18 protein-coding genes are annotated in these 18,555 nt (G+C 53.6%); 4 read left to right on the plus strand and 14 right to left on the minus strand.

Annotated elements, in window-relative coordinates; genetic code table 11:
• Positions 1 to 39 precede the first annotated feature (39 nt).
• Entirely contained in the window at positions 40 to 306 is a 267-nt protein-coding gene (locus FE848_RS06015; protein WP_200201856.1) for a DUF2798 domain-containing protein, read from the minus strand.
• A 186-nt stretch (positions 307 to 492) separates the two neighbouring features.
• Here FE848_RS06015 and FE848_RS06020 point away from each other — a divergent pair, with 186 nt between their 5' ends.
• On the plus strand, positions 493 to 1,341 hold the full coding sequence (locus FE848_RS06020; RefSeq protein WP_227715191.1) for a DUF6279 family lipoprotein: 849 nt from the start codon (positions 493 to 495) through the stop codon (positions 1,339 to 1,341).
• A 7-nt stretch (positions 1,342 to 1,348) separates the two neighbouring features.
• Here the strand turns inward: FE848_RS06020 and FE848_RS06025 are convergent, their stop codons facing one another.
• From FE848_RS06025 to FE848_RS06045, 5 genes are all read right to left on the minus strand, one after another.
• Entirely contained in the window at positions 1,349 to 2,119 is a 771-nt protein-coding gene (locus FE848_RS06025; RefSeq protein WP_200201858.1) for an SDR family oxidoreductase, read from the minus strand.
• A gap of 17 nt (positions 2,120 to 2,136) precedes the next feature.
• Positions 2,137 to 2,826 (minus strand): histidine phosphatase family protein, encoded by a 690-nt coding sequence (locus FE848_RS06030; RefSeq protein WP_200201859.1) that lies wholly within the window; start codon positions 2,824 to 2,826, stop codon positions 2,137 to 2,139.
• Positions 2,826 to 3,890, minus strand: coding sequence for a phosphotransferase family protein (locus tag FE848_RS06035; RefSeq protein ID WP_200201860.1), 1,065 nt, complete (start codon positions 3,888 to 3,890; stop codon positions 2,826 to 2,828). Before FE848_RS06035 ends, FE848_RS06030 begins: the two co-directional genes overlap by 1 nt.
• Before the next feature lie 31 nt (positions 3,891 to 3,921).
• Positions 3,922 to 4,743 (minus strand): SDR family oxidoreductase, encoded by an 822-nt coding sequence (locus FE848_RS06040; protein ID WP_200201861.1) that lies wholly within the window; start codon positions 4,741 to 4,743, stop codon positions 3,922 to 3,924.
• A gap of 182 nt (positions 4,744 to 4,925) precedes the next feature.
• A complete protein-coding gene (locus FE848_RS06045) occupies positions 4,926 to 6,137 on the minus strand; it encodes an acyl-CoA dehydrogenase family protein (protein ID WP_200201862.1) in 1,212 nt (403 codons plus the stop codon).
• 167 nt (positions 6,138 to 6,304) lie between these two features.
• Here FE848_RS06045 and FE848_RS06050 point away from each other — a divergent pair, with 167 nt between their 5' ends.
• On the plus strand, positions 6,305 to 7,198 hold the full coding sequence (locus FE848_RS06050; protein WP_200201863.1) for a LysR family transcriptional regulator: 894 nt from the start codon (positions 6,305 to 6,307) through the stop codon (positions 7,196 to 7,198).
• Here FE848_RS06050 and FE848_RS06055 read toward each other — a convergent pair.
• Positions 7,192 to 7,548 (minus strand): hypothetical protein, encoded by a 357-nt coding sequence (locus FE848_RS06055; RefSeq protein WP_200201864.1) that lies wholly within the window; start codon positions 7,546 to 7,548, stop codon positions 7,192 to 7,194. The two genes, FE848_RS06050 and FE848_RS06055, sit on opposite strands and share 7 nt — an antisense overlap.
• Positions 7,549 to 7,730: 182 nt before the next feature.
• Between FE848_RS06055 and FE848_RS06060 the strand changes: the two genes are divergently transcribed.
• Positions 7,731 to 8,885 (plus strand): isocitrate/isopropylmalate dehydrogenase family protein, encoded by a 1,155-nt coding sequence (locus FE848_RS06060; RefSeq protein ID WP_200201865.1) that lies wholly within the window; start codon positions 7,731 to 7,733, stop codon positions 8,883 to 8,885.
• 57 nt (positions 8,886 to 8,942) lie between these two features.
• On the opposite strand, the gene FE848_RS06065 is transcribed toward FE848_RS06060, so the two are convergent.
• The 3 genes from FE848_RS06065 to FE848_RS06075 form a co-directional block, all read right to left on the minus strand.
• Positions 8,943 to 9,515, minus strand: coding sequence for a DUF1439 domain-containing protein (locus FE848_RS06065; RefSeq protein ID WP_200201866.1), 573 nt, complete (start codon positions 9,513 to 9,515; stop codon positions 8,943 to 8,945).
• Positions 9,516 to 9,609: 94 nt separating this feature from the next.
• Entirely contained in the window at positions 9,610 to 9,801 is a 192-nt protein-coding gene (locus tag FE848_RS06070) for a CPXCG motif-containing cysteine-rich protein (RefSeq protein WP_200201867.1), read from the minus strand.
• Positions 9,802 to 9,810: 9 nt separating this feature from the next.
• Positions 9,811 to 11,037, minus strand: coding sequence for a pyridoxal phosphate-dependent aminotransferase (locus FE848_RS06075; protein ID WP_200201868.1), 1,227 nt, complete (start codon positions 11,035 to 11,037; stop codon positions 9,811 to 9,813).
• A 266-nt stretch (positions 11,038 to 11,303) separates the two neighbouring features.
• Between FE848_RS06075 and FE848_RS06080 the strand changes: the two genes are divergently transcribed.
• Positions 11,304 to 12,287, plus strand: a complete 984-nt coding sequence (locus tag FE848_RS06080; RefSeq protein WP_200201869.1) for a D-2-hydroxyacid dehydrogenase — start codon at positions 11,304 to 11,306, stop codon at positions 12,285 to 12,287.
• Positions 12,288 to 12,447: 160 nt separating this feature from the next.
• On the opposite strand, the gene FE848_RS06085 is transcribed toward FE848_RS06080, so the two are convergent.
• From FE848_RS06085 to FE848_RS06100, 4 genes are all read right to left on the minus strand, one after another.
• Complete coding sequence (locus FE848_RS06085) at positions 12,448 to 13,113, minus strand: response regulator transcription factor (protein WP_100639981.1); 666 nt, start codon at positions 13,111 to 13,113, stop codon at positions 12,448 to 12,450.
• A gap of 40 nt (positions 13,114 to 13,153) precedes the next feature.
• Positions 13,154 to 15,103 (minus strand): acetate--CoA ligase, encoded by a 1,950-nt coding sequence (gene acs / locus FE848_RS06090; protein ID WP_200201870.1) that lies wholly within the window; start codon positions 15,101 to 15,103, stop codon positions 13,154 to 13,156.
• 278 nt (positions 15,104 to 15,381) lie between these two features.
• The gene (locus FE848_RS06095) at positions 15,382 to 16,893 is read right to left on the minus strand and encodes a fatty acyl-CoA reductase (protein WP_200201871.1); all 1,512 of its coding nucleotides are present in this window, start codon (positions 16,891 to 16,893) and stop codon (positions 15,382 to 15,384) included.
• A 222-nt stretch (positions 16,894 to 17,115) separates the two neighbouring features.
• A complete protein-coding gene (locus FE848_RS06100; RefSeq protein ID WP_200201872.1) occupies positions 17,116 to 18,444 on the minus strand; it encodes an AAA family ATPase in 1,329 nt (442 codons plus the stop codon).
• Positions 18,445 to 18,555 lie beyond the last annotated feature (111 nt).

Consider the following 18,555-nt stretch of genomic DNA (forward strand, 5'->3'; position numbering starts at 1 on the left):
ACGGGAGGGCAATAAAAACAGATTACGGAATTTTACATTTCAGTTTACAGATGTGTGCTCATTCTCATTGCCGGGTCGCCCCAGCGTCATTTCAGTGAGTTTCACCGCAACCGGTGCAATAAAGGTTACCAGCGGGAAGGCAACTGCCCATGCCACCAGAAAAGCCGGCATCCAGCGATACATAAATGCGCTATCCATACCTGTGTTGATAAATGTAATCACTCCAGACATCAACAAAGACATCATTCCCGACATATAAAACCCAAATACCAACTGGCGCAGGCGGGCGGGTTTAATTCGGCTCATGGGCACTCCTGATTAAATTAAAGGTCTTCGAATGGCCACATCTAAAAGCCTTCGGATACCGTAGACTGTCAAGGCATAAGCGCGAGATTATAATGAGCTTGCAACCTTTTATCGATAGGCTCATACCGAGCAAGGCACCCTATGGATCAGTCTAGAGTTAGCAACGTTCGAACGGCAGCAGTTCTTTTGGCCACAATTCTTGTCATCACAGGGTGCAGCTCAACCCGGCTTGCCTATCGTTACGCTGACTGGGGCATTGTGTGGTGGGTTGAGGATTTCATCACCCTCACAAAGCCCCAAAAGCGGCAGTTGAATGCCGACATTGAAGAACTGAAACAATGGCACTGTAGCACCGAACTCCCGCGCTATCAGGCATGGTTACACAACCTCCGGAGTGAATTGGCAGAAGGCAAGCCAGACCCGGCGGAAATAAGTAGTCATCAAAACCAGCTCCTTTCGCTTCTCCAGCCCTTGATGCACCAAATAACACCTGGCGCGGTGAACCTGCTTTCCAGTCTCAGTGATGAGCAAGTGCGTGAGCTGGCGAAAAACATGGCAGAAAACCAGCGAGAGTTGGAAGAGGAATTCCTGACTGGAGACGCGAAATCAATTGAACACGCACGAGCAGAACGCACGGAAGAGCGAGCTGAGCGCTGGCTGGGTAGCCTGAACCCGGTTCAGAAAGACATTATCAAGGTCTGGTCAGAAGACCGTGCCGGGCAGACTGAAATCTGGCTCGCAGGCCGTCGAAATTGGCAGGATACCCTGCTAAATGCTCTCGAATATCGCAGCCAGGCTGATTTTGAAGCAACGATTACTGAACTGATTAACAACCCAAAAGCGGGCCGGGGCGATGCCTATGCGCAAAGGATAGATGAAAGCATGGTAGCCATGAATTCGTTGATTCAGGAACTGCTGCTGGCAAGCCACGCCTCACAGCTTGATTACCTGACCCGGCGGATATCGGAGTTGGGCGGCGACTTCAAAGCGCTGACCTGCAAGCCAAGCCCCGAAGTCGCCTCACGCAATAGATAGCGGGCAATCAGACCGTCAGGTAACCGCCATCGGCATTAATGCAGGCGCCGGTGGTGTAGCTGGATGCACCCGATGCCAGATACAACACAGTGCCTGCCATCTCGTTGGGATCGGCCACACGCTTCATGGGAATGTGTGCCATAGCCTGCTTTTTAATAGCTTCGTTGGTAGTCAAGGCACTGGCAAACTTGGTGTCTGTGAGCCCCGGCAGCAAGGCATTCACACGAATATTCTGCTGGCCCAGTTCCATGGCAAAGGATTTGGTCATTGAGATAACTGCGGCCTTGGTCACCGAATAGATGCCCTGATAATGGCCCGGGTTCACACCGTTTACTGACGCCACGTTTATGATTGAACCACCGCCGTTCTTCTTCATCAGTTGCGCACCGCGAGCGCACATAAAGAAGTAGCCGCGAATATTCACATCAATGGTTTTCTGGAAGGCACCCAGGTCTGTGTCCTCAACCGGGCCAAAATACGGGTTGGCTGCGGCGTTGTTTACCAGAATATCCAGCTTGCCGTGCTCTTTTTCGATATGAGCCCAGATCGCTTCTATCTGATCCATCTCACCAATGTGGCAAGCGTAGGCTTCAGCGCTACCACCCGCTTCACGAATGCTGCTGGCGACGGCTTCACAGCCATCAATCTTGCGGCTGGTTACAATCACGTGGGCGCCGTAATCCGCCAGTGTGCGGGCAATGCTCTCACCTATACCACGGCTCGCACCGGTAATCAGGGCAATCTTTCCGGTCAAGTCAAACAGGTCTTTCTTGCTCATTGGTTCACCTCAATTCGTTATCGGAAGGTCACCAGGGCGGGGTCTTCCGCTTCCAGGTGGCTGTAATTATTGAAAACAGACAGGCTGCGACGGCCCGCGGAATAGAGCACCCGGGTAACGCTGGTGTTGGCGATGACTTCGTTCAGCCCTAATGTGCGTTCGTCGCTCAGGCTCAAAAGGTGCTGGCACATAACGGCAATAGGCCCGCCGGATGTGGACACCAGAACATCGCCGCCGTCTGCATACTCGATCATTTCATCAAAGGCCGAGAGAACCCGGGCTTTGAACTCCCCCCAGGTCTCATCGTATTCACTATCGAACTTGCCAGACGCCCAGCGGCGCACGGCTTCAACAAATGCCTTCTGGAAGGCTGCAGCGGGCTTCGGAGAAGCCGCAAGGTCCCTCGCCATCACCTGCCGATCTCGCCACTGGGGTTTATAGGCGTTTACGATGGACTCATGATCAAACTCGTTAAAACCCAGCGCAACCTGCATATCCGGCAACTCCGCGCCGTACCCGGTTGCAATGGCTTCTACGGTTTCGCGATGCCGCTGCAAGTCGCCGCCAAAAATCGCCGCCGGTTCAAATTTATCGGCCATCCAGCGGCCGAGCACCTTGCCCTGCTCCCAGCCCTTCTTTGAAAGCTGATCGTAATTTTCTTTACCAAAGCTGGCCTGGCCATGGCGTACCAGGTACACCGTAGCCATTACAGAGAGCTCTCTGCGATCAAACGCTTGCAGCGCTTCTCCAGACTGTTGGCTGCGTGGCCGAATATGGCAAAACGCTTGTCGCTGGTTTGCCCGTGATAGAAGCGGTAATAAATCTGCTGCACGATCACCGCCAAACGGAACAACCCGTAGATCTCATAAAAATCGAAATTATCTGCCCGAAAGCCGGACTTCTCCATGTAGTAGTCAACCACTTCCTTGCGGGTAAGCATTCCGGGGCGATGCGTAGGTTGGCGACGAAGCATCTTGAAGGATTCATCGTCATCCGCCTCTATCCAGTAGGCGAGCGTATTGCCCAGATCCATCAGCGGGTCACCAATGGTGGCCATTTCCCAATCCAGCACACCGATCACTTCAAAGGGGTTGTCCGAGTTCAATACAACATTGTCGAAGCGGTAGTCGTTGTGAATCACAACCTGGGCCACATCGTTTGGCATTTTTTCGTTGAGCCAGGCCATCACTTCCTCAAAGTCGCTAACGTCGTCGGTGCGAGCCTTGCGGAAACGATCGCTCCAGCCGCCGATCTGGCGCTGCACATAACCCTCGCCCTTACCCAGAGAATCGAGGCCTGCGGCTTTAGCGTCAACGCGATGCAAGTCCACCATCTTGTCGATTACGCTCAGGCAAAGCTTGCGGGTGTCGGCTTCATCCATTTCAAGATCTTGGGGGAAATCCTGGCGCAGAATGATGCCTTTCAGGCGTTCCATCACGTAAAAATCGCAACCCAGCACATCGTGATCGTCGCAAATGGCAATGATGTTGGGCACATAAGGGTACACAGGCTTCAGCGCCTGCATCACCCTTGCTTCACGCAGCATGTCGTGGGCGGATTTCGCAATTTTGCCGAATGGCGGGCGACGCAAAACAAAGGAACGGTCGCCGTAGTCCACCTGATAGGTGAGGTTGGAAGCGCCACCGGGGTATTGGCGGATAACCGGCTCGCCGGTCAAGTCCGGGATGGCGCCTTTCATGAAGCGGTCTACTGCGGATATATCCAGCTCTTCGCCTTCGCGGATATCTGCTGCCTGGTCAATCTGGGTCATTCATCACTCTCCTTTTGTTCCCGTGTGCTAATCAGGCTTTGGCCTTGTTGCCCATCTTCTTCATCCAGCGCTTGCTCTCTTCGTACATCAGTTTGTCGAACACCGCTGGCGCATAGCGCTTGAGTATCCACAAGCGGCGCTCTTTCACGTGGGGCAGTACCCAGAAGTCTTTTTTCTGCACCGAACGCACTATGTCGTCGGCAACCTGATCTGCAGTTATTGTCGAGCGTTTCATGAGCTTGTTGACATTTTGCTGTATGCCGGGAAGGTCCGAACGCATGCTTTGCGTGAGATTGGTCTGGAAAAATGCAGGGCACACACAGCTCACGTGAATGCCATCATCCCGCAGTTCCTGGCGCAGGGTTTCGGACAATGCTATAACACTGGCCTTGGATACATTGTAGCTGTCCATTAGCGGTGCGAGCATGAGGCCCGCCATGGAGGCAATGTTCACGAAGGTTCCTGAGCCCTGCTTTTTGAACTGCGGCGTGAACGCCTTACAGCCGCGCACAACACCCAGTACGTTGATGTCGATAATCCATTCCCAGTCGGCCATGGTGGTGTCTTCAATGGAGCCGGCAGAGGCCACACCTGCGTTATTCACCACTACGTCTACGCCACCCCACTTCTCGGTGAGATCGGCGCAGATTTTTTCGAGATCTGTCAGGCGCCGAACGTCGCACTCAACAAAGTAGCCTTCACCGCCGGCATTGTTAATTTCCTGCTCAACGCCTACGCCCTGTTCGGGATTGATGTCACCGATGCAGACTTTGGCGCCTTCTCTGGCATAACGCAGTGCAATGGCTCGGCCAAGGCCGCTTGCGCCGCCTGTTACGAATACTCTTTGTGTCATGGGGTTGTCCGTTGTTTGTTGTTTAAAAACGTCAACTATAGAGTGTGACGGAGCCAGCGGGGTGGGAGCTTCTGAAACACGCCGTGAATACATCCATGTAGGCTTGGCTCCGCCATCCATGGCTCCGCACAGTTTCAGAAGCTCCCACCCCGCCAGCTCCTCTCATCATTAGCGCTATACCATCAATTTTTATATTTGCGTAATTCGAGGCGAGCAACCGTGGCACGATGTACTTCATCCGGGCCATCTGCCAATCGCAGTACACGAGCATAGGCAAACAATTGAGTAAGCGGGAAATCATCATCGCTCACACCGGCGCCGCCGTGAATCTGGATCGCTTGATCCACAATGGTTTGCAGCATGTTTGGAATCAGCGCCTTGATCATGGCCACTTCCTGAATCGCACCGGCAATACCTTTGGTGTCCAGTGCCCAAGCACATTTCAGGGTCAGCAAACGGGCCTGTTCAATCGACATGCGGGCGTTGGCGATGATGTCCGGGTTGCCGCCCAGTTTGGCCAGTGGGCGCCCAAAGGCTTCGCGACTCAGGGAGCGCTTCACCAGCAACTCCAGTGTGCGCTCCGCTGCGCCAATTGCGCGCATGCAATGGTGTACTCGGCCAGGTCCAAGGCGACCCTGGGCAATTTCGAAACCGCGGCCGGGGCCGGCAATAAATGCGCTCTTGGGTAGGCGCACGTTCTCGAACAGTACCTGGCCGTGACCGTAGGGCTCGTCGTACTCGCCGAATACGGGAAGCATTCGTTCAATTGTAATGCCCGGGGTATCAAGCGGCACCAGAACCATGGAGTGGCGGCGGTGTTTGTGGGCATCGGGGTCAGAAAGTCCCATAAAGATGGCCACTTTGCAGTCGGGGTGGCCAATGCCGGTGCTCCACCACTTGCGACCATTCAGCACAACTTCATCGCCTTCCACTACGGCTGTTGCTTCCATAGTAGTGGCATCGGAGGAAGCCACGGCAGGTTCAGTCATGCAGAACGCGGAGCGGATTTCGCCGCTAAGCAAGCGTGGCAGCCATTCGGCTTTTTGCTCATCTGACCCATAGTGAATTAACACTTCCATGTTGCCGGTGTCGGGCGCATTGCAGTTGAAAATTTCGGGGGCAATAAAGCTGCGACCCGTTTCTTCAGCAATCAGGGCGTAGTCGGAGTTGAGCAGGCCACAACCATGCTCCTCATCCGGGAAAAACATATTCCATAGGCCCTGTGCCTTTGCCTTTTCTTTCAATTCTTTGATGATTGGCAGTACAACCCAGCGATTGTCCAGAGACGCCAGTTCCTTATGGTACTGGGCTTCTACCGGGAGAATTTCTTCCGCCATAAACGCTTTTACACGCTCGAGATAATCCTGACCTTTCTCGGAGATACTGAAATCCATTGCCAAACCCTCTCAGAAATTGAACAACATCTATTAGATAGACCAGCAAACGGTGCGATGACTATAAGCACGATTAAACCAGTCTAGGGCTGCTCAAACTATTACGCGACTGAATTATTCTTATCGTTTACTATTAATGAAACTAATTCTTATAGGGATTAATGACTATGGCCGGGAATCGTCTGGATCTCAACCTGCTGCATGTGTTTGACACGATTTATCGGGAAGGCAGCCTTACCCGGGCGGCAAAGGCGTTACACCTTACCCAGCCCGCCGTTAGCCATTCGCTGTCCCGATTGCGCGACCATTTTGACGATCCGCTGTTCACCCGCCAGGGCAATCAAATGGTGCCTACACCTCTGGCCCGTCGCTTCCTGGAATCCATGAAGCCTGGGCTTACGCAGATTCAGGGAGCGGTGAATCAATTCCATGCGTTTGACCCGGCGAATCAGCGCAAAACCTATTCGTTGGGGCTGAGGGATGTACTGGAATCAACGTTTCTGCCACCGCTGATGCAACGATTAAACGCCTATCCGGAGTTGGAGATAGCCAGCAAACGGATTCCCCGGCGGGATATGGAAACGCAATTGGCTGCAGGCAAACTGGACTTCGCTGTGGATGTTTTGCTGCCGGTCAGCAACCAAACATCCCATGAACTTCTCAGGCAAGACAGGCTTGTGGTTCTGGCGCGGGAGGGTCATCCCCTGGCGGGAAACACGCTGGATATGGATGGGTACCTTTCTGCGCGCCACGTACTGGTTTCATCACGTGCAGAAGGGCCGGGAATTGAGGATTTTGAATTATCAAGGCTAGGGGTTCAGCGCAGCATCCGCCTGCGCTGTCAGCACTATTACGCCGCCTGCCGGGTGGTGGAGAAAACGGACCTGTTGCTGACTATGCCGGAAACCTACGCCCAGATTATTTCCGAGCGGGCAAACATCACCATAATGAACCCGCCAGCCGACCTGCCCTCAGTCGATGTGCACCTGTACTGGCACACAGCCTACGGCCAGGAGCCGGCGCTTATATGGTTTCGGGAGCAGCTCAAGGCGATTCAGTAAGCACCCACGGCAATCAGAAAGCCGAAAAAGCCGACTGCGGTAATGCCGAGGGAGGCCAACACTATACCGAATCCCCACCAAATGGCCGCGCCATCGGAGATGTCGACCCCGTGCCCACGCAGGGTGCGATAGAACGCCCAGGGGCCAAGCAAAAACGCGCCGACCACAGCAAAAACCAGCCCTATACTTATGCCGGCAAAGGTCCAGGTGGCGAGTTCGGTTGTGCGGTCTGAAAGGTTATCGATAACGCCGTGGCGTTGCAGAAACTTTTTGCAGAAAAACCATACCAGCGCAAAGAGCGCCGCCACAAATACCAGGCCGCCAATGACGGTAAGAAGTCGGTAAAGCAAAGCTGCCTTCCTGTAGTAAGTTGAAACGGAAAAAGCACGAATGCGCCAATTGCGGACACACTATAGCGCCGGGCTGCAGGTGGGTAAAAGGGGTTTATTTCCCACACCGGTGGCAACCCCGGCTTCCCTGACTAAACTGGGTTGGTTATCCATACGAGTCAATTTTAAAAGGAGTCTCCAAAATGGCCCAAACTACCCGCATTGCAGTAACACCGGGCGACGGTATTGGCCCGGAGGTTGTTGGGGAAGCCATACGCTGCCTGGAAACCCTGCGCACCAAGCACAACCTCAACCTAGAGTGGGATCAGTTCCCGTGGCCGTCGCACGCCTGGCACCAAGAGCATGGTGAATCCATGCCAGAGGATGCCCTCGCTCAACTCAAAGCTTATGACGCCATATTACTGGGTGCTCTGGGTGATCCCGGCCCCTTGAACGATCCCGATCGCTACCTTTTGACCGATAGCGTTTCATTGGCACCGCTGCTGGAAATGCGCAAAGGCTTTGATCAGTGGGTATGTGAGCGCCCAGCTCGCCTGCTGCCCGGTGCCCGCCAATATCTCGCTGATGAGCGCGCAAAAGACATAGATATGCTGGTGATTCGGGAGAATTCCGAGGGCGAGTACGTGAGTCAGGGCGGGCGCCTGCGCAAAGGCACCGAGGATGAGATTGCGACCCAAATGGAGGTGTTTACCCGCAAAGCCACCAATCGCATTATTCGCTATGGCTTTGAGCAGGCTCGTGCCAGAGCGGCGGATCGCTCAACCGAAGGACGCATTCGGGAGTTTCGCACGCTCAATGGCAACACATGTGAAAGCCAGGTGTGCCTGATCACCAAACGTAATGCGCTGCGTTATTGGGGCGATATGTACACTGAAGCCTTCGAAGAAATCAGCAAGGAATACCCGGATGTGGCCACGCACCACGAACTGGTGGATGCAGCCTGCATGAAGTTTGTGCAAGTCCCCTGGGCGTTCGATGTGGTGGTTGCGAGCAACCTGCAGGGAGATATTCTTACAGACCTTGCGGCCGTATTATCCGGCGGTATGGGCGTTGCCCCTTCCTGCAACCTGAACCCCACCGACCCGGACATGCCTTCCATGTTTGAGCCAACCCATGGCAGCGCCCCAGACATCGCGGGTCAAGGCTTGGCAGATCCAACCGCCATGCTGTTTACTGCGGCACGTATGCTGGAGTGGTTTGGCCGGAAAGACCCGGTAATGGCGACCGCTGGCAAAGAGCTTTTTGGTGCAGTAGCGGCAGACCTGGCGGAAAATGCCGGCGCGCGACGGGGAACACAGGAAATCGGAGAGGCAATCTGCCAACGGCTGTCGGCCTGATCGATTGCTTAACCAGAGCCAGGAAGCAGTTTCTGGCTCTGGTCTGATAAAAGCCGCTTACTTGTCAGCCATTACAAACTCAAGACGCCCCGGCGCTACACGCACATCCATGGGCACCATTCCAAACATACGCTGGGCCATATTGGTTTCGTCCAGACGATATACCGGCATGGTTTCCAGCATCTGAGCCACCACACTCATCACGGTGTCGGTAACGGGCGCAAGGTCACCCTTGAAAAAGCCGGAATCTATGCTGCTTTCAAGTAACTTGATCCTGCGAATATAGATGGCTTTTTCCTTGCTGTCATAAACCGGTGCGCCTTCCACTTTCAGGGCAATATCAACCGGTAGTTTGGCCAGAAAAGCGTTCAGCGCTACCTGCCCTTTCAGATCAATCACTGCCACATCCCGGCCATCTGGTCCCAGGGTAATGTCGGCATCGCTAAGACTCATACTCAGCGGCGAGCTATTCTTTAACTGAGTGCGATCAAAATCGCTGACAACATCTCGCAGGTGCCGTTCCAACTCCCCTTCCGATATTGCGTAAGGGGACATGCTGGCACAGCCGCTCGTCAGGGCAAGAACCAGCAACACCAAGCCCCAGAGGCCATTAAGGTGCGTGTATTTCATCGTTTGATCTCCATGGACTGACCCCCTATCCTGCGGCAGCAAGGGAGGCGAGACAAGATTGGCAGGTTAATGATCGGTCAGAATCTGAGCACTTCTACTCGTTTTCGGCCCGGGCTTCTACATGCGGGGTGAGATTATCATCGAAAACAACCTGCAATAGAATGGGCTGGCAGCATACCTGGCAATCTTCAACATATTCCTGTTCCGCCACTGAAGGGTCGACGCTGATATCCAGCGTCTCCCAACAGTAGGGGCACTGGATAAGGACCGAATCCAGAGCCGACATAAGCACTCCTCAGAACTTCTGTTTGGCCATCCACGGAATGATACGATCAAACGCCGCATCAAGATTCTCGCAAGTGGTAGAGAAGCTGATCCGAATGGCATTGGTACAGGCCTCTCCAAATGCATCACCCGGCACCACACACACTCCGGTTTCTTTGAGCATCCGCAAAGCCAGGTCCGACCCATCAACATGGGGCGGCAAATCCGGGAAGACAAAAAACGCTCCTCCTGGTTTGTAACCGGTCATGTATGGAGTCTGATCAATCAAGTCCACTACTTTATCTCTGCGCTCCCGATAGATATCCAGCATGTCCCTAACGCACTGCTGGTCACTCGTTAATGCTGCCACTCCCGCATATTGGGAGGGCGTATTAGCCACTGACGTGGTGAACATGTGGTAGCGCCGCAGGTATTTGATCGTAGCCTGGCTGGCAATGACCCAACCCACTCGCAGCCCCGCCATACTGTAGGTTTTCGAGAAACTACTGATGCACATGATGTTGTCCAGATCCACGGAGCAACTGAGAACACTGGCAAAATCTTCATCATCAAAAATCATGTGGTCGTACACCTCATCGGCATACACCTGTATGCCCCGATAGGCACACTCTTCCAGAATGGCTTCCACGGTACTGCGGGGATATACCGCCCCAGTAGGGTTATTCGGATTGTTCAGTATCAAGGCAAAGGTGCGCGGCCCCATGGCTGCGATCACTTCATCGGGATCAAGCTGATGATCGTTTTCCACACGGGTCGGTACAAACTTGACCTCTCCCCCGTTCATACGAATAAGTGGTGCGTAAAGCAGGAAAGAAGGATCCGTAACAATAAATTGGCGGCCCGGTGCAGATGTAGCCGAGATAGCCAGATACATGGCTTCGGTTGCTCCGCTGGTCACCAGAATATTATCTCTGGTGAGTTTCCGGTTGTATCGTTTGCCGTAGTAATCCCTTAAGGCCACTAGCAGTTCAGGCAAACCGGCATCCATGGTGTAGCCAGTTTGTCCTGCATTTAGGGCGTCAATATAAGCATCAATAACATGCTTGGGTGTTGGGAGATCAGGCTGGCCAATCGACAGATGAATAACATCCTTCATAGTGGCCGCCATATTGACCATGCGCCTAATCCCCGGTACCGGAATTGCCTGCATTGCAGGGTTCCAACTGGCCTTCGCCTTCCGGTATTTCACTCTCCGCACTTTATCCTCGCCGGTATCTTTATTGGCGCCATTTGCCATAACAACCTCCTACAACGGGAACGGGAGGGCCAAAACAGACCCCTTTGCAGGTTAGTCACGAAAATCCGGGCATACAAGGTAATGCCGGAAAGGGTTTGATAGGTACAAGTACCCACCAGGATTCCCGATGATCACCACTGTATGTGCGAGCTGAGGTTGACCAGACGACATCCGCCTACCAGACTAACCTCAGGGTTTTGTAGAGGAAAATGCCTGGCCCATAAAAACAACTCTCGACAATCAGCAATCGAAGCCGCGGAGGTTCAATGTCCCATCTCAGCAAGCCTGTTGTAACTGTCCTTACTGCTCCCGGAGAGCAGGAGCCACCAGGAATGGATTCTCTTCGGGCTCGTGCCGAAGTGCGTTTCGCCAGTGACGAAGCAACCCTGCGAAGCACCTTGCCGGGTACTGATGTGATGATGGTGACAGATTTTAGAACCGAAGCGCTGGAGGCTGCCTGGGGCTGTGCGGACAAATTGAGATGGATACATGCCACCAGCGCCGGGGTAGATGCGCTGATGTTCCCTGCCCTCACAAACAGCAGTGTGGTAGTCACTAACGCCAGAGGCATATTTGACCGCACCATCGCTGAATATGTGCTATGCACCATCCTGATGTTTGCCAAGGATTTTCCCGGCTCAATCCGCCTGCAAATGAAACACAAGTGGAAGCATCGGGATACGGAAAGAGCAACAGGCAAGCAGGTTCTGGTAGTTGGTGCAGGCTCTATTGGCAGGCAGATTGGCCGCCTTGTTGCCGCTGCTGGAATGAAGCCCCACGGCATTGCCAGAACCGCCCGTACGGACGACCCGGATTTTGTAGCGGTTCATGGTAATGATGAGTTATACCACCAGCTGGAACTGGCCGATTACGTGGTGATTGCTGCACCGCTGACGCCGCAAACTGAGGGGTTGTTTGACGAAAAAGCCTTCAAGGCCATGAAAAACACGGCGCGCCTGATTAACGTTGGCCGCGGCCCGATTGTAAAAACAGCCGATCTTATTGCTGCTCTGGAGAGTGGTGACATTGCTGGCGCCGGGCTTGATGTATTCGAGGAAGAGCCCTTACCGGAAGACCACCCGCTTTGGGATATGGAAAACGTCATCATGACGGCCCACATGGCCGGTGACTTTATCGGCTGGCATCGTGCGCTTACCGATCAGTTTCTTGAAAACTTTGATCGCTGGCACGGTGGTGAGGAACTGTTCAATCTGGTGGATAAAGAGCTGGGGTACGCTGGGAGCAAATAACGGCGCCCAATAAGCCCCGGCGCGTGCGGGGAGGTATTCCAAAACACACTGTGAATACATCCCTGTACGCTCGGCTCCGCCATCCATGGCTCCGCACGGTTTTGGAATACCTCCCCGCACGCCCCTATGAGTTCTGGGCGAACCTGTCAGTACCTGAACCTCAGCTCCCAGACAAAGACTGATCCGAAGGATCAATCTCCATCTGCTGTATCGCAATCACCGCCTGGGTACGGTTACGAACCCCGAGCTTGCGGAACACGGCAGTGATGTGCGCCTTGATCGTTGCCTCAGACACCTCCAGATCGTAGGCGATCTGTTTGTTCAGGAGGCCTTCTGCCAGCATACCCAGAACCCGGAATTGTTGCGGGGTCAGTGATGCCAACTTTTCAGAAAAGTCCGTTGTGTCAGCATGCATACGCTCAAGTTTGTCTGCTACACCTTCCGGCAGCCACACATCACCCTCAAGAACAGCTCGAATGGCCTCGGTAATGGTGGGCAGTGGCGCCGACTTTGGAATAAAGCCAGACGCCCCATAGTCAATCGAGCGCCGCATTACCTGCAGTTGTTCCGACCCTGACACAACCACCACGGGTAGCCCGGGGTATTGTCCACGCATGAACACCAACCCCGAGAAACCGTGGGCACCCGGCATATTCAGATCAAGCAGGACCAGATCTGCATCCGGGTGCGAATCTACCGACGCCTGGAGTGCCTTGATGCTGTCAACTTCTACTGTTTCCGCATCAGGTACCGCCTGACTGACCGCCTGTTTCAGGGCAGCCCGAAACAGCGGATGATCATCAGCGACGATAATTGTTTGTGTCATTAAACCGATTCCTCACAGGTTTTCGGCCTGTTATCAGACCTTATTTAAACTCACGATTGCTGATCAGATCGTCCACTACACTCGGATCTGCAAGTGTGGATGTGTCTCCCAACTGGTCGTGCTCGTTAGCAGCAATCTTACGCAAAATCCGGCGCATAATTTTGCCTGACCGCGTTTTAGGCATGCCCGGCGCCCACTGGATAACATCCGGAGAGGCAATGGGGCCAATTTCCTTACGAACCCATTGTACCAGCTCTTTCTTGAGCTCATCTGAAGGCTCTTCACCCTGCATCAGAGTCACGTAAACATACAGCCCCTGACCCTTTATGTCATGGGGGAAACCAACAACTGCGGCTTCTGCCACCTTGTCGTGGGCCACAAGGGCGCTTTCAACTTCAGCGGTGCCGAGGCGGTGCCCGGAAATATTAAGCACATCATCAACGCGGCCGGTAATCCAGTAATACCCGTCTTCATCTCTGCGTGCGCCATCTTCGGAAAAGTACATTCCGGGGTAGGCACTGAAATAGGTTCGGATAAAGCGCTCATGGTCACCATAGATCGTGCGCATCTGCCCAGGCCAGCTGTCCAGAATAACCAGGTTACCATCAGCTTTTCCTTCTAGCAGATTCCCTTCGTTGTCCATCAGGCCCGGCTTCACGCCAAAGAAAGGTACGGTCGCGGAGCCCGGTTTCAAATCAACGGCGCCGGGTAGTGGCGCAATCAAAATGCCGCCGGTTTCCGTTTGCCACCAGGTATCCACGATCGGGCATTGGCTGTTGCCGATTACACGGTGGTACCATTCCCAGGCTTCCGGGTTTATGGGTTCGCCCACAGAACCCAGCAACTTCAGGCTCTTGCGCGTTGTACCCGCCATGCAGGCTTCGCCTTCGGCCATCAGTGCCCGAATAGCCGTTGGCGCTGTGTACAGGATGTTGACCTGGTGCTTGTCTACAACCTGGCCCATACGTGAGCTGTCCGGGTAGTTGGGAACGCCTTCAAACAGAAGCGATGTTGCACCGTTACACAGAGGCCCATAAAGAATGTAACTATGGCCTGTTACCCAGCCAAAGTCTGCGGTGCACCAGTAAACATCACCATCTTTGTAATCAAACACATACTCATGCGTCATGGAGGCGTATACGAGATAGCCACCGGTAGTATGCAAAACACCTTTGGGGGCGCCAGTAGACCCTGAGGTGTAGAGCATGAACAAAGGATCTTCCGCATTCATTGGCTCTGGCGGGCAGTCAGCGGATGCGGTTGCCATCAAATCTTCATAGCGCACATCCCGGCCATCACTCCAGGGCAGATCTTTGTTTCCTGTGCGGCTGACAACCACAACCTTCTCAACGGCCGCGCCTTCCCTGTCTTTCAGGGCAGCATCCACGTTCTTTTTCAGTGGCACCTTGCGACCACCGCGGAGCCCTTCATCGGCAGTAACAACAAAGCGCGACTTGCCGTTCACAATTCGGGCACCCAATGCTTCGGGCGAGAAGCCCCCAAAAACAACTGAATGGATAGCACCAATACGGGTACAGGCCAGCATGGCCACGGCGGTTTCAACAATCATTGGCATATAAATCGTGACAACATCACCTTTTTTTACGCCAAGGCTTTTAAGTACGTTAGCAAACTTGCTGGTTTCTTCGTGCAACTCGCGATAACTGACATGACGGGATTCGGCTGGGTCGTCGCCTTCAAAAATAATGGCCGTCTGATCGCCGCGGGTTTCAAGATGTCGATCCAGGCAGTTTGCAGAAGCATTCAACTCACCATCTTCAAACCACTTGATGGAAACGTTTTCAGGGTCGAATGTGGTGTTCTTGACTTTGGTGTAGGGCTTGATCCAGTCAATTCGCTTTCCATGCTCTCCCCAGAACGCATCCGGATCTGCGATGGACTGACGATACATTTCGTCATACTGCTCCCGGTTTACCAAGGCCCGTTTGGCCACTTCCGGGCTTACCGGATAAAGGTTTTTATCAGTCATAGTGCTCCCCTTTGATCAGAGTTTGTTGTCATTGTCGATTTTGTCAATCCAGAGCGGTAGGGCGTGCAGGCCCTGCGGACACATAGCCGTAGTTCAACATGTGAGCTACCACACAATGAATTAGACTAACGTCCTAACGTACTTGAACTTTTAGCTTAAAAAGTTCAGTAACCTGCAAGAATTCAAGGGTAATTTCCAAACAGTATGGGCTTCAAATTAAAGGCGGCCCTACTTCCCGGGGAGGTAAACCAGCCCCCGTTTAATAGGGCCAGATAAAATCACGCAGCTTTCTTTCGTCCCCGGGAACTCCGTGGACCACGGGCTTTTTTCGCACTAAGTGCGTACCGGTTCAGGCCAGCCAGGTGAATCTTGCGTAAATATACTGCCCAATCAACCTGGCGGGCATCCACAGGAAACAATGCCTTATCTACCTCCCCCATGCGCGTGGCCAAAGCCAGAAGCTCGTCATTGCGGAAGATATAATCCGGGGCAGTGTAAAAGCCGAAAATGGTTGCCAGTGAACGAGTGGTGTCAAGGTTTTGCAAGACCTTAAGCTCGCGCCCCTGCCCCAACAGCCCCTTCATGCGGCTTGCCATACTCAATGGAATACGGGCACCGCCCACTAAGGCATCGAACAAAGCGCGATTTACTGCAATGAAGGGTTTGACGGGCCGACGGTAAAACAGGTTTGGGTAGGCAGCGTAGTTGGTCTTGGCTTCCGCCAGCAGATGATCAATGAACGCACCCACAGACACCGGGTTGGAACTGCCACTGCAACACTGGTAGATCCTCGACTCCGGCGGCTCGCTCAATGCTTCAGCCACCGCAAGAATGATGGAGTTTGCAACCAGATCAACGGGAATAACATCAACAATGCCAGAGCGCTTGCCGGGGAAGAGGGTTACTTTTTCCCGAGCGTAAGCAAGAATGATGGCATCCGCCACTTTTACACCTTCAATCCAGCCAGGCGCTGGCTCTTCCAGAGCGCTTTCAATTATGGACGGGCGTACAATGGTAAGGGAGCGACCCTTCAGTGCTTTCATTAGCAGCTGCTCGCCCAGCCATTTAGTAAAGGTATAGGTGTCACTCCAGCCGTATCGGTTTGCCTCACGGATCCCCAGGTCTACAAGCTTGCGCTCCAGCATTTTGCCGGTATAGCGCGAACGCACATCTACGATGCTGTCGTTAAGCACCCGGATCAGCTCTTCTATTTCATAGTAGCCTGAGGGGCTGCGGGGAATATCCTCACCCGCAGGCTTAATTACCGATTCGGTAACCTGGCCGGAGTTCATTCCGTTTACATAGCAGGTTGAAACCTGAACAACCGCAAGGTTGGGGTTCAGTTGCGCCAGCTCCGCAATGTTTTCCAGACACAAGGTATTGATCGTTAGTGCCTTGTCGAGCTCTTCGCGAAAGTTGACACTGGCAGCGGAATTAACGACCGCATCGATGCTGTCAGCCAGCTTTTGAAGGGCCTCGGGCTGCAGACCAAAACCGGGTTCAGTTACCTCTCCTGTGACACAGTGCAGGCGCTCTTCCAGAAACGACTCGAACGCTTCGTTGTCCTCCTGACGCAAACGATCAAACACAGACGAGGTGGCAATTTCCTGGAGGAATCGACTACGGGCATCAGGGTTCTGCTTATTGCCCCGTATCAGAAGATGTATACCACCAATATCAGGCACCGCCCGAATCAGTTTTTCCAGAACAACCTTGCCCAGGAACCCCGTGGTGCCGGTAATCAGAACATGCTTGCCTCGCAGTTGCTCAAGTACCTTGGACGAAGACATTCCAGCTTCCTTTGTTTGGTTTACGATAACGAAAATTCCTTTTTCATGATTTCCTGCAGCTCCCAATACTTGCACAAGAATCATGGCAGTGTGGTGACAAACCGCAAGGTTATCACCAAAACTCACGCAACAGCGCCAGCACAAAATGCTGCTCTACAAACGCCCCGGAAGAAATAGCGAATTAGCCGACATGTTCCCGTACTTGCACCCAAGCAACCTTGCTCAGGCGCCACTGCCTTCTTCATCAACCAAAGACCGTAGCAATTGGCTCAGTGAAATACCGGAAGGCTGTTCTTTCAAAACTCTAACCAGGTTTTCCTGATCACCAAAACTGATGCGATCATAAAATGGCTCGGGGAGTACCGGCTGAGGGAGACTCTGCGCAAGAGCACTGCTATCACCAGGGGGCATATCTGTGTCGGGTGGCGAAATTTCTTCCGCCAAATGCCTGAGGTGCGCTGCGAGATGTTCACGTTGCTCCCGATTCAGGCCTTCCCAGGCAATAGCACTCAGCCCGGTCTGGATAATCTCAATAGTGTCGTTGTCGGGCGTGCGCCCCAGCAAGGCAAACAGGCGCATAAAAACGTCATAGCGCAGCATGGCGTTATCACTTACCGGCCCAAGCACTGCTTCCAGCTCAGCAACAGCCTTCAGGCAGCGATCCCGGGGGCTGACCGAGGGCTTTGTTACTTCCGGCTTCTGCTCACGGGTCTGCTGACGCTTCGAAACGGAATGCCAATAGGCAGCTATACCCGCTTTGCGCCCAGGGAGTTGCGTGAGTCGCACCTCAAGCATGTCCGCCAATGTACCGAACTGTCGGCACGACGGGTCAGACTGTGGCAAGAGTGCAACCGGCTTCTGATTCAATACTGATTGGCGCAGCGTCTCATCGCGCCATATTCCGCCCATGTAATGCAGGGAGCACTCAAGGTGACGACGCGCGGCGGCATCGAGGCGTTGAAACACCGAGCGCGCCTGACTGGCACCCTGCGCCATATTGATCAACACACTGGGCGTTCGTTTATAGCCACGGCGCCTCAATACCTTGATCAGGGAAAAGGCGTCTGTCAGAGAGGCTGGGTCTGGCGTTACCACCACACAGGCCAGTTCCGCAGCTGCAATCATGTGCAAACCAGTCGGCTGAAGACCAGCTGCGGTATCCGTTATCACGTAGTCATAGCGTCGTTCCAGCATTGAAAGTGCACGCAGAATGCGGAAGCTGTCCTCGGGGGCCATATCCATGCATTCCTGGACACCGGACGCCCCGGGCAGGATATGCAAGCCGTAACTCACCTCCAGAAGTATGTCTTCCAGACGGCATTCACCGGCAACCACATGCGCCAGTGTGCGCTCGGGGTACAGCCCCAGCATAATGCTTACATTGGCAAGATCTGTATCACCGTCCAAAAGCAGTACACGTTTATCTTGGCGCGCCAGCGTGAGCGCCAAATTCAGCGCAACAGATGTCTTCCCCACTCCACCCTTGCCGCCAGTTATGGCGATGGTTCTGGGCGGGTTAGCTTTGCGTATTGGTGATTGCTGAGCACTCATGGCGGACGACCTTACATCCTTGCAGGAACAACAAACGGCACATTAACCTGTAAAAATTGTACACACATCACGTTCCAATGAATATGCCGATCAAAAAAAGTACAGCTGATG

This window comes from Marinobacter sp. 1-3A (assembly GCF_016597775.1).
Lineage (GTDB): Bacteria > Pseudomonadota > Gammaproteobacteria > Pseudomonadales > Oleiphilaceae > Marinobacter > Marinobacter xiaoshiensis.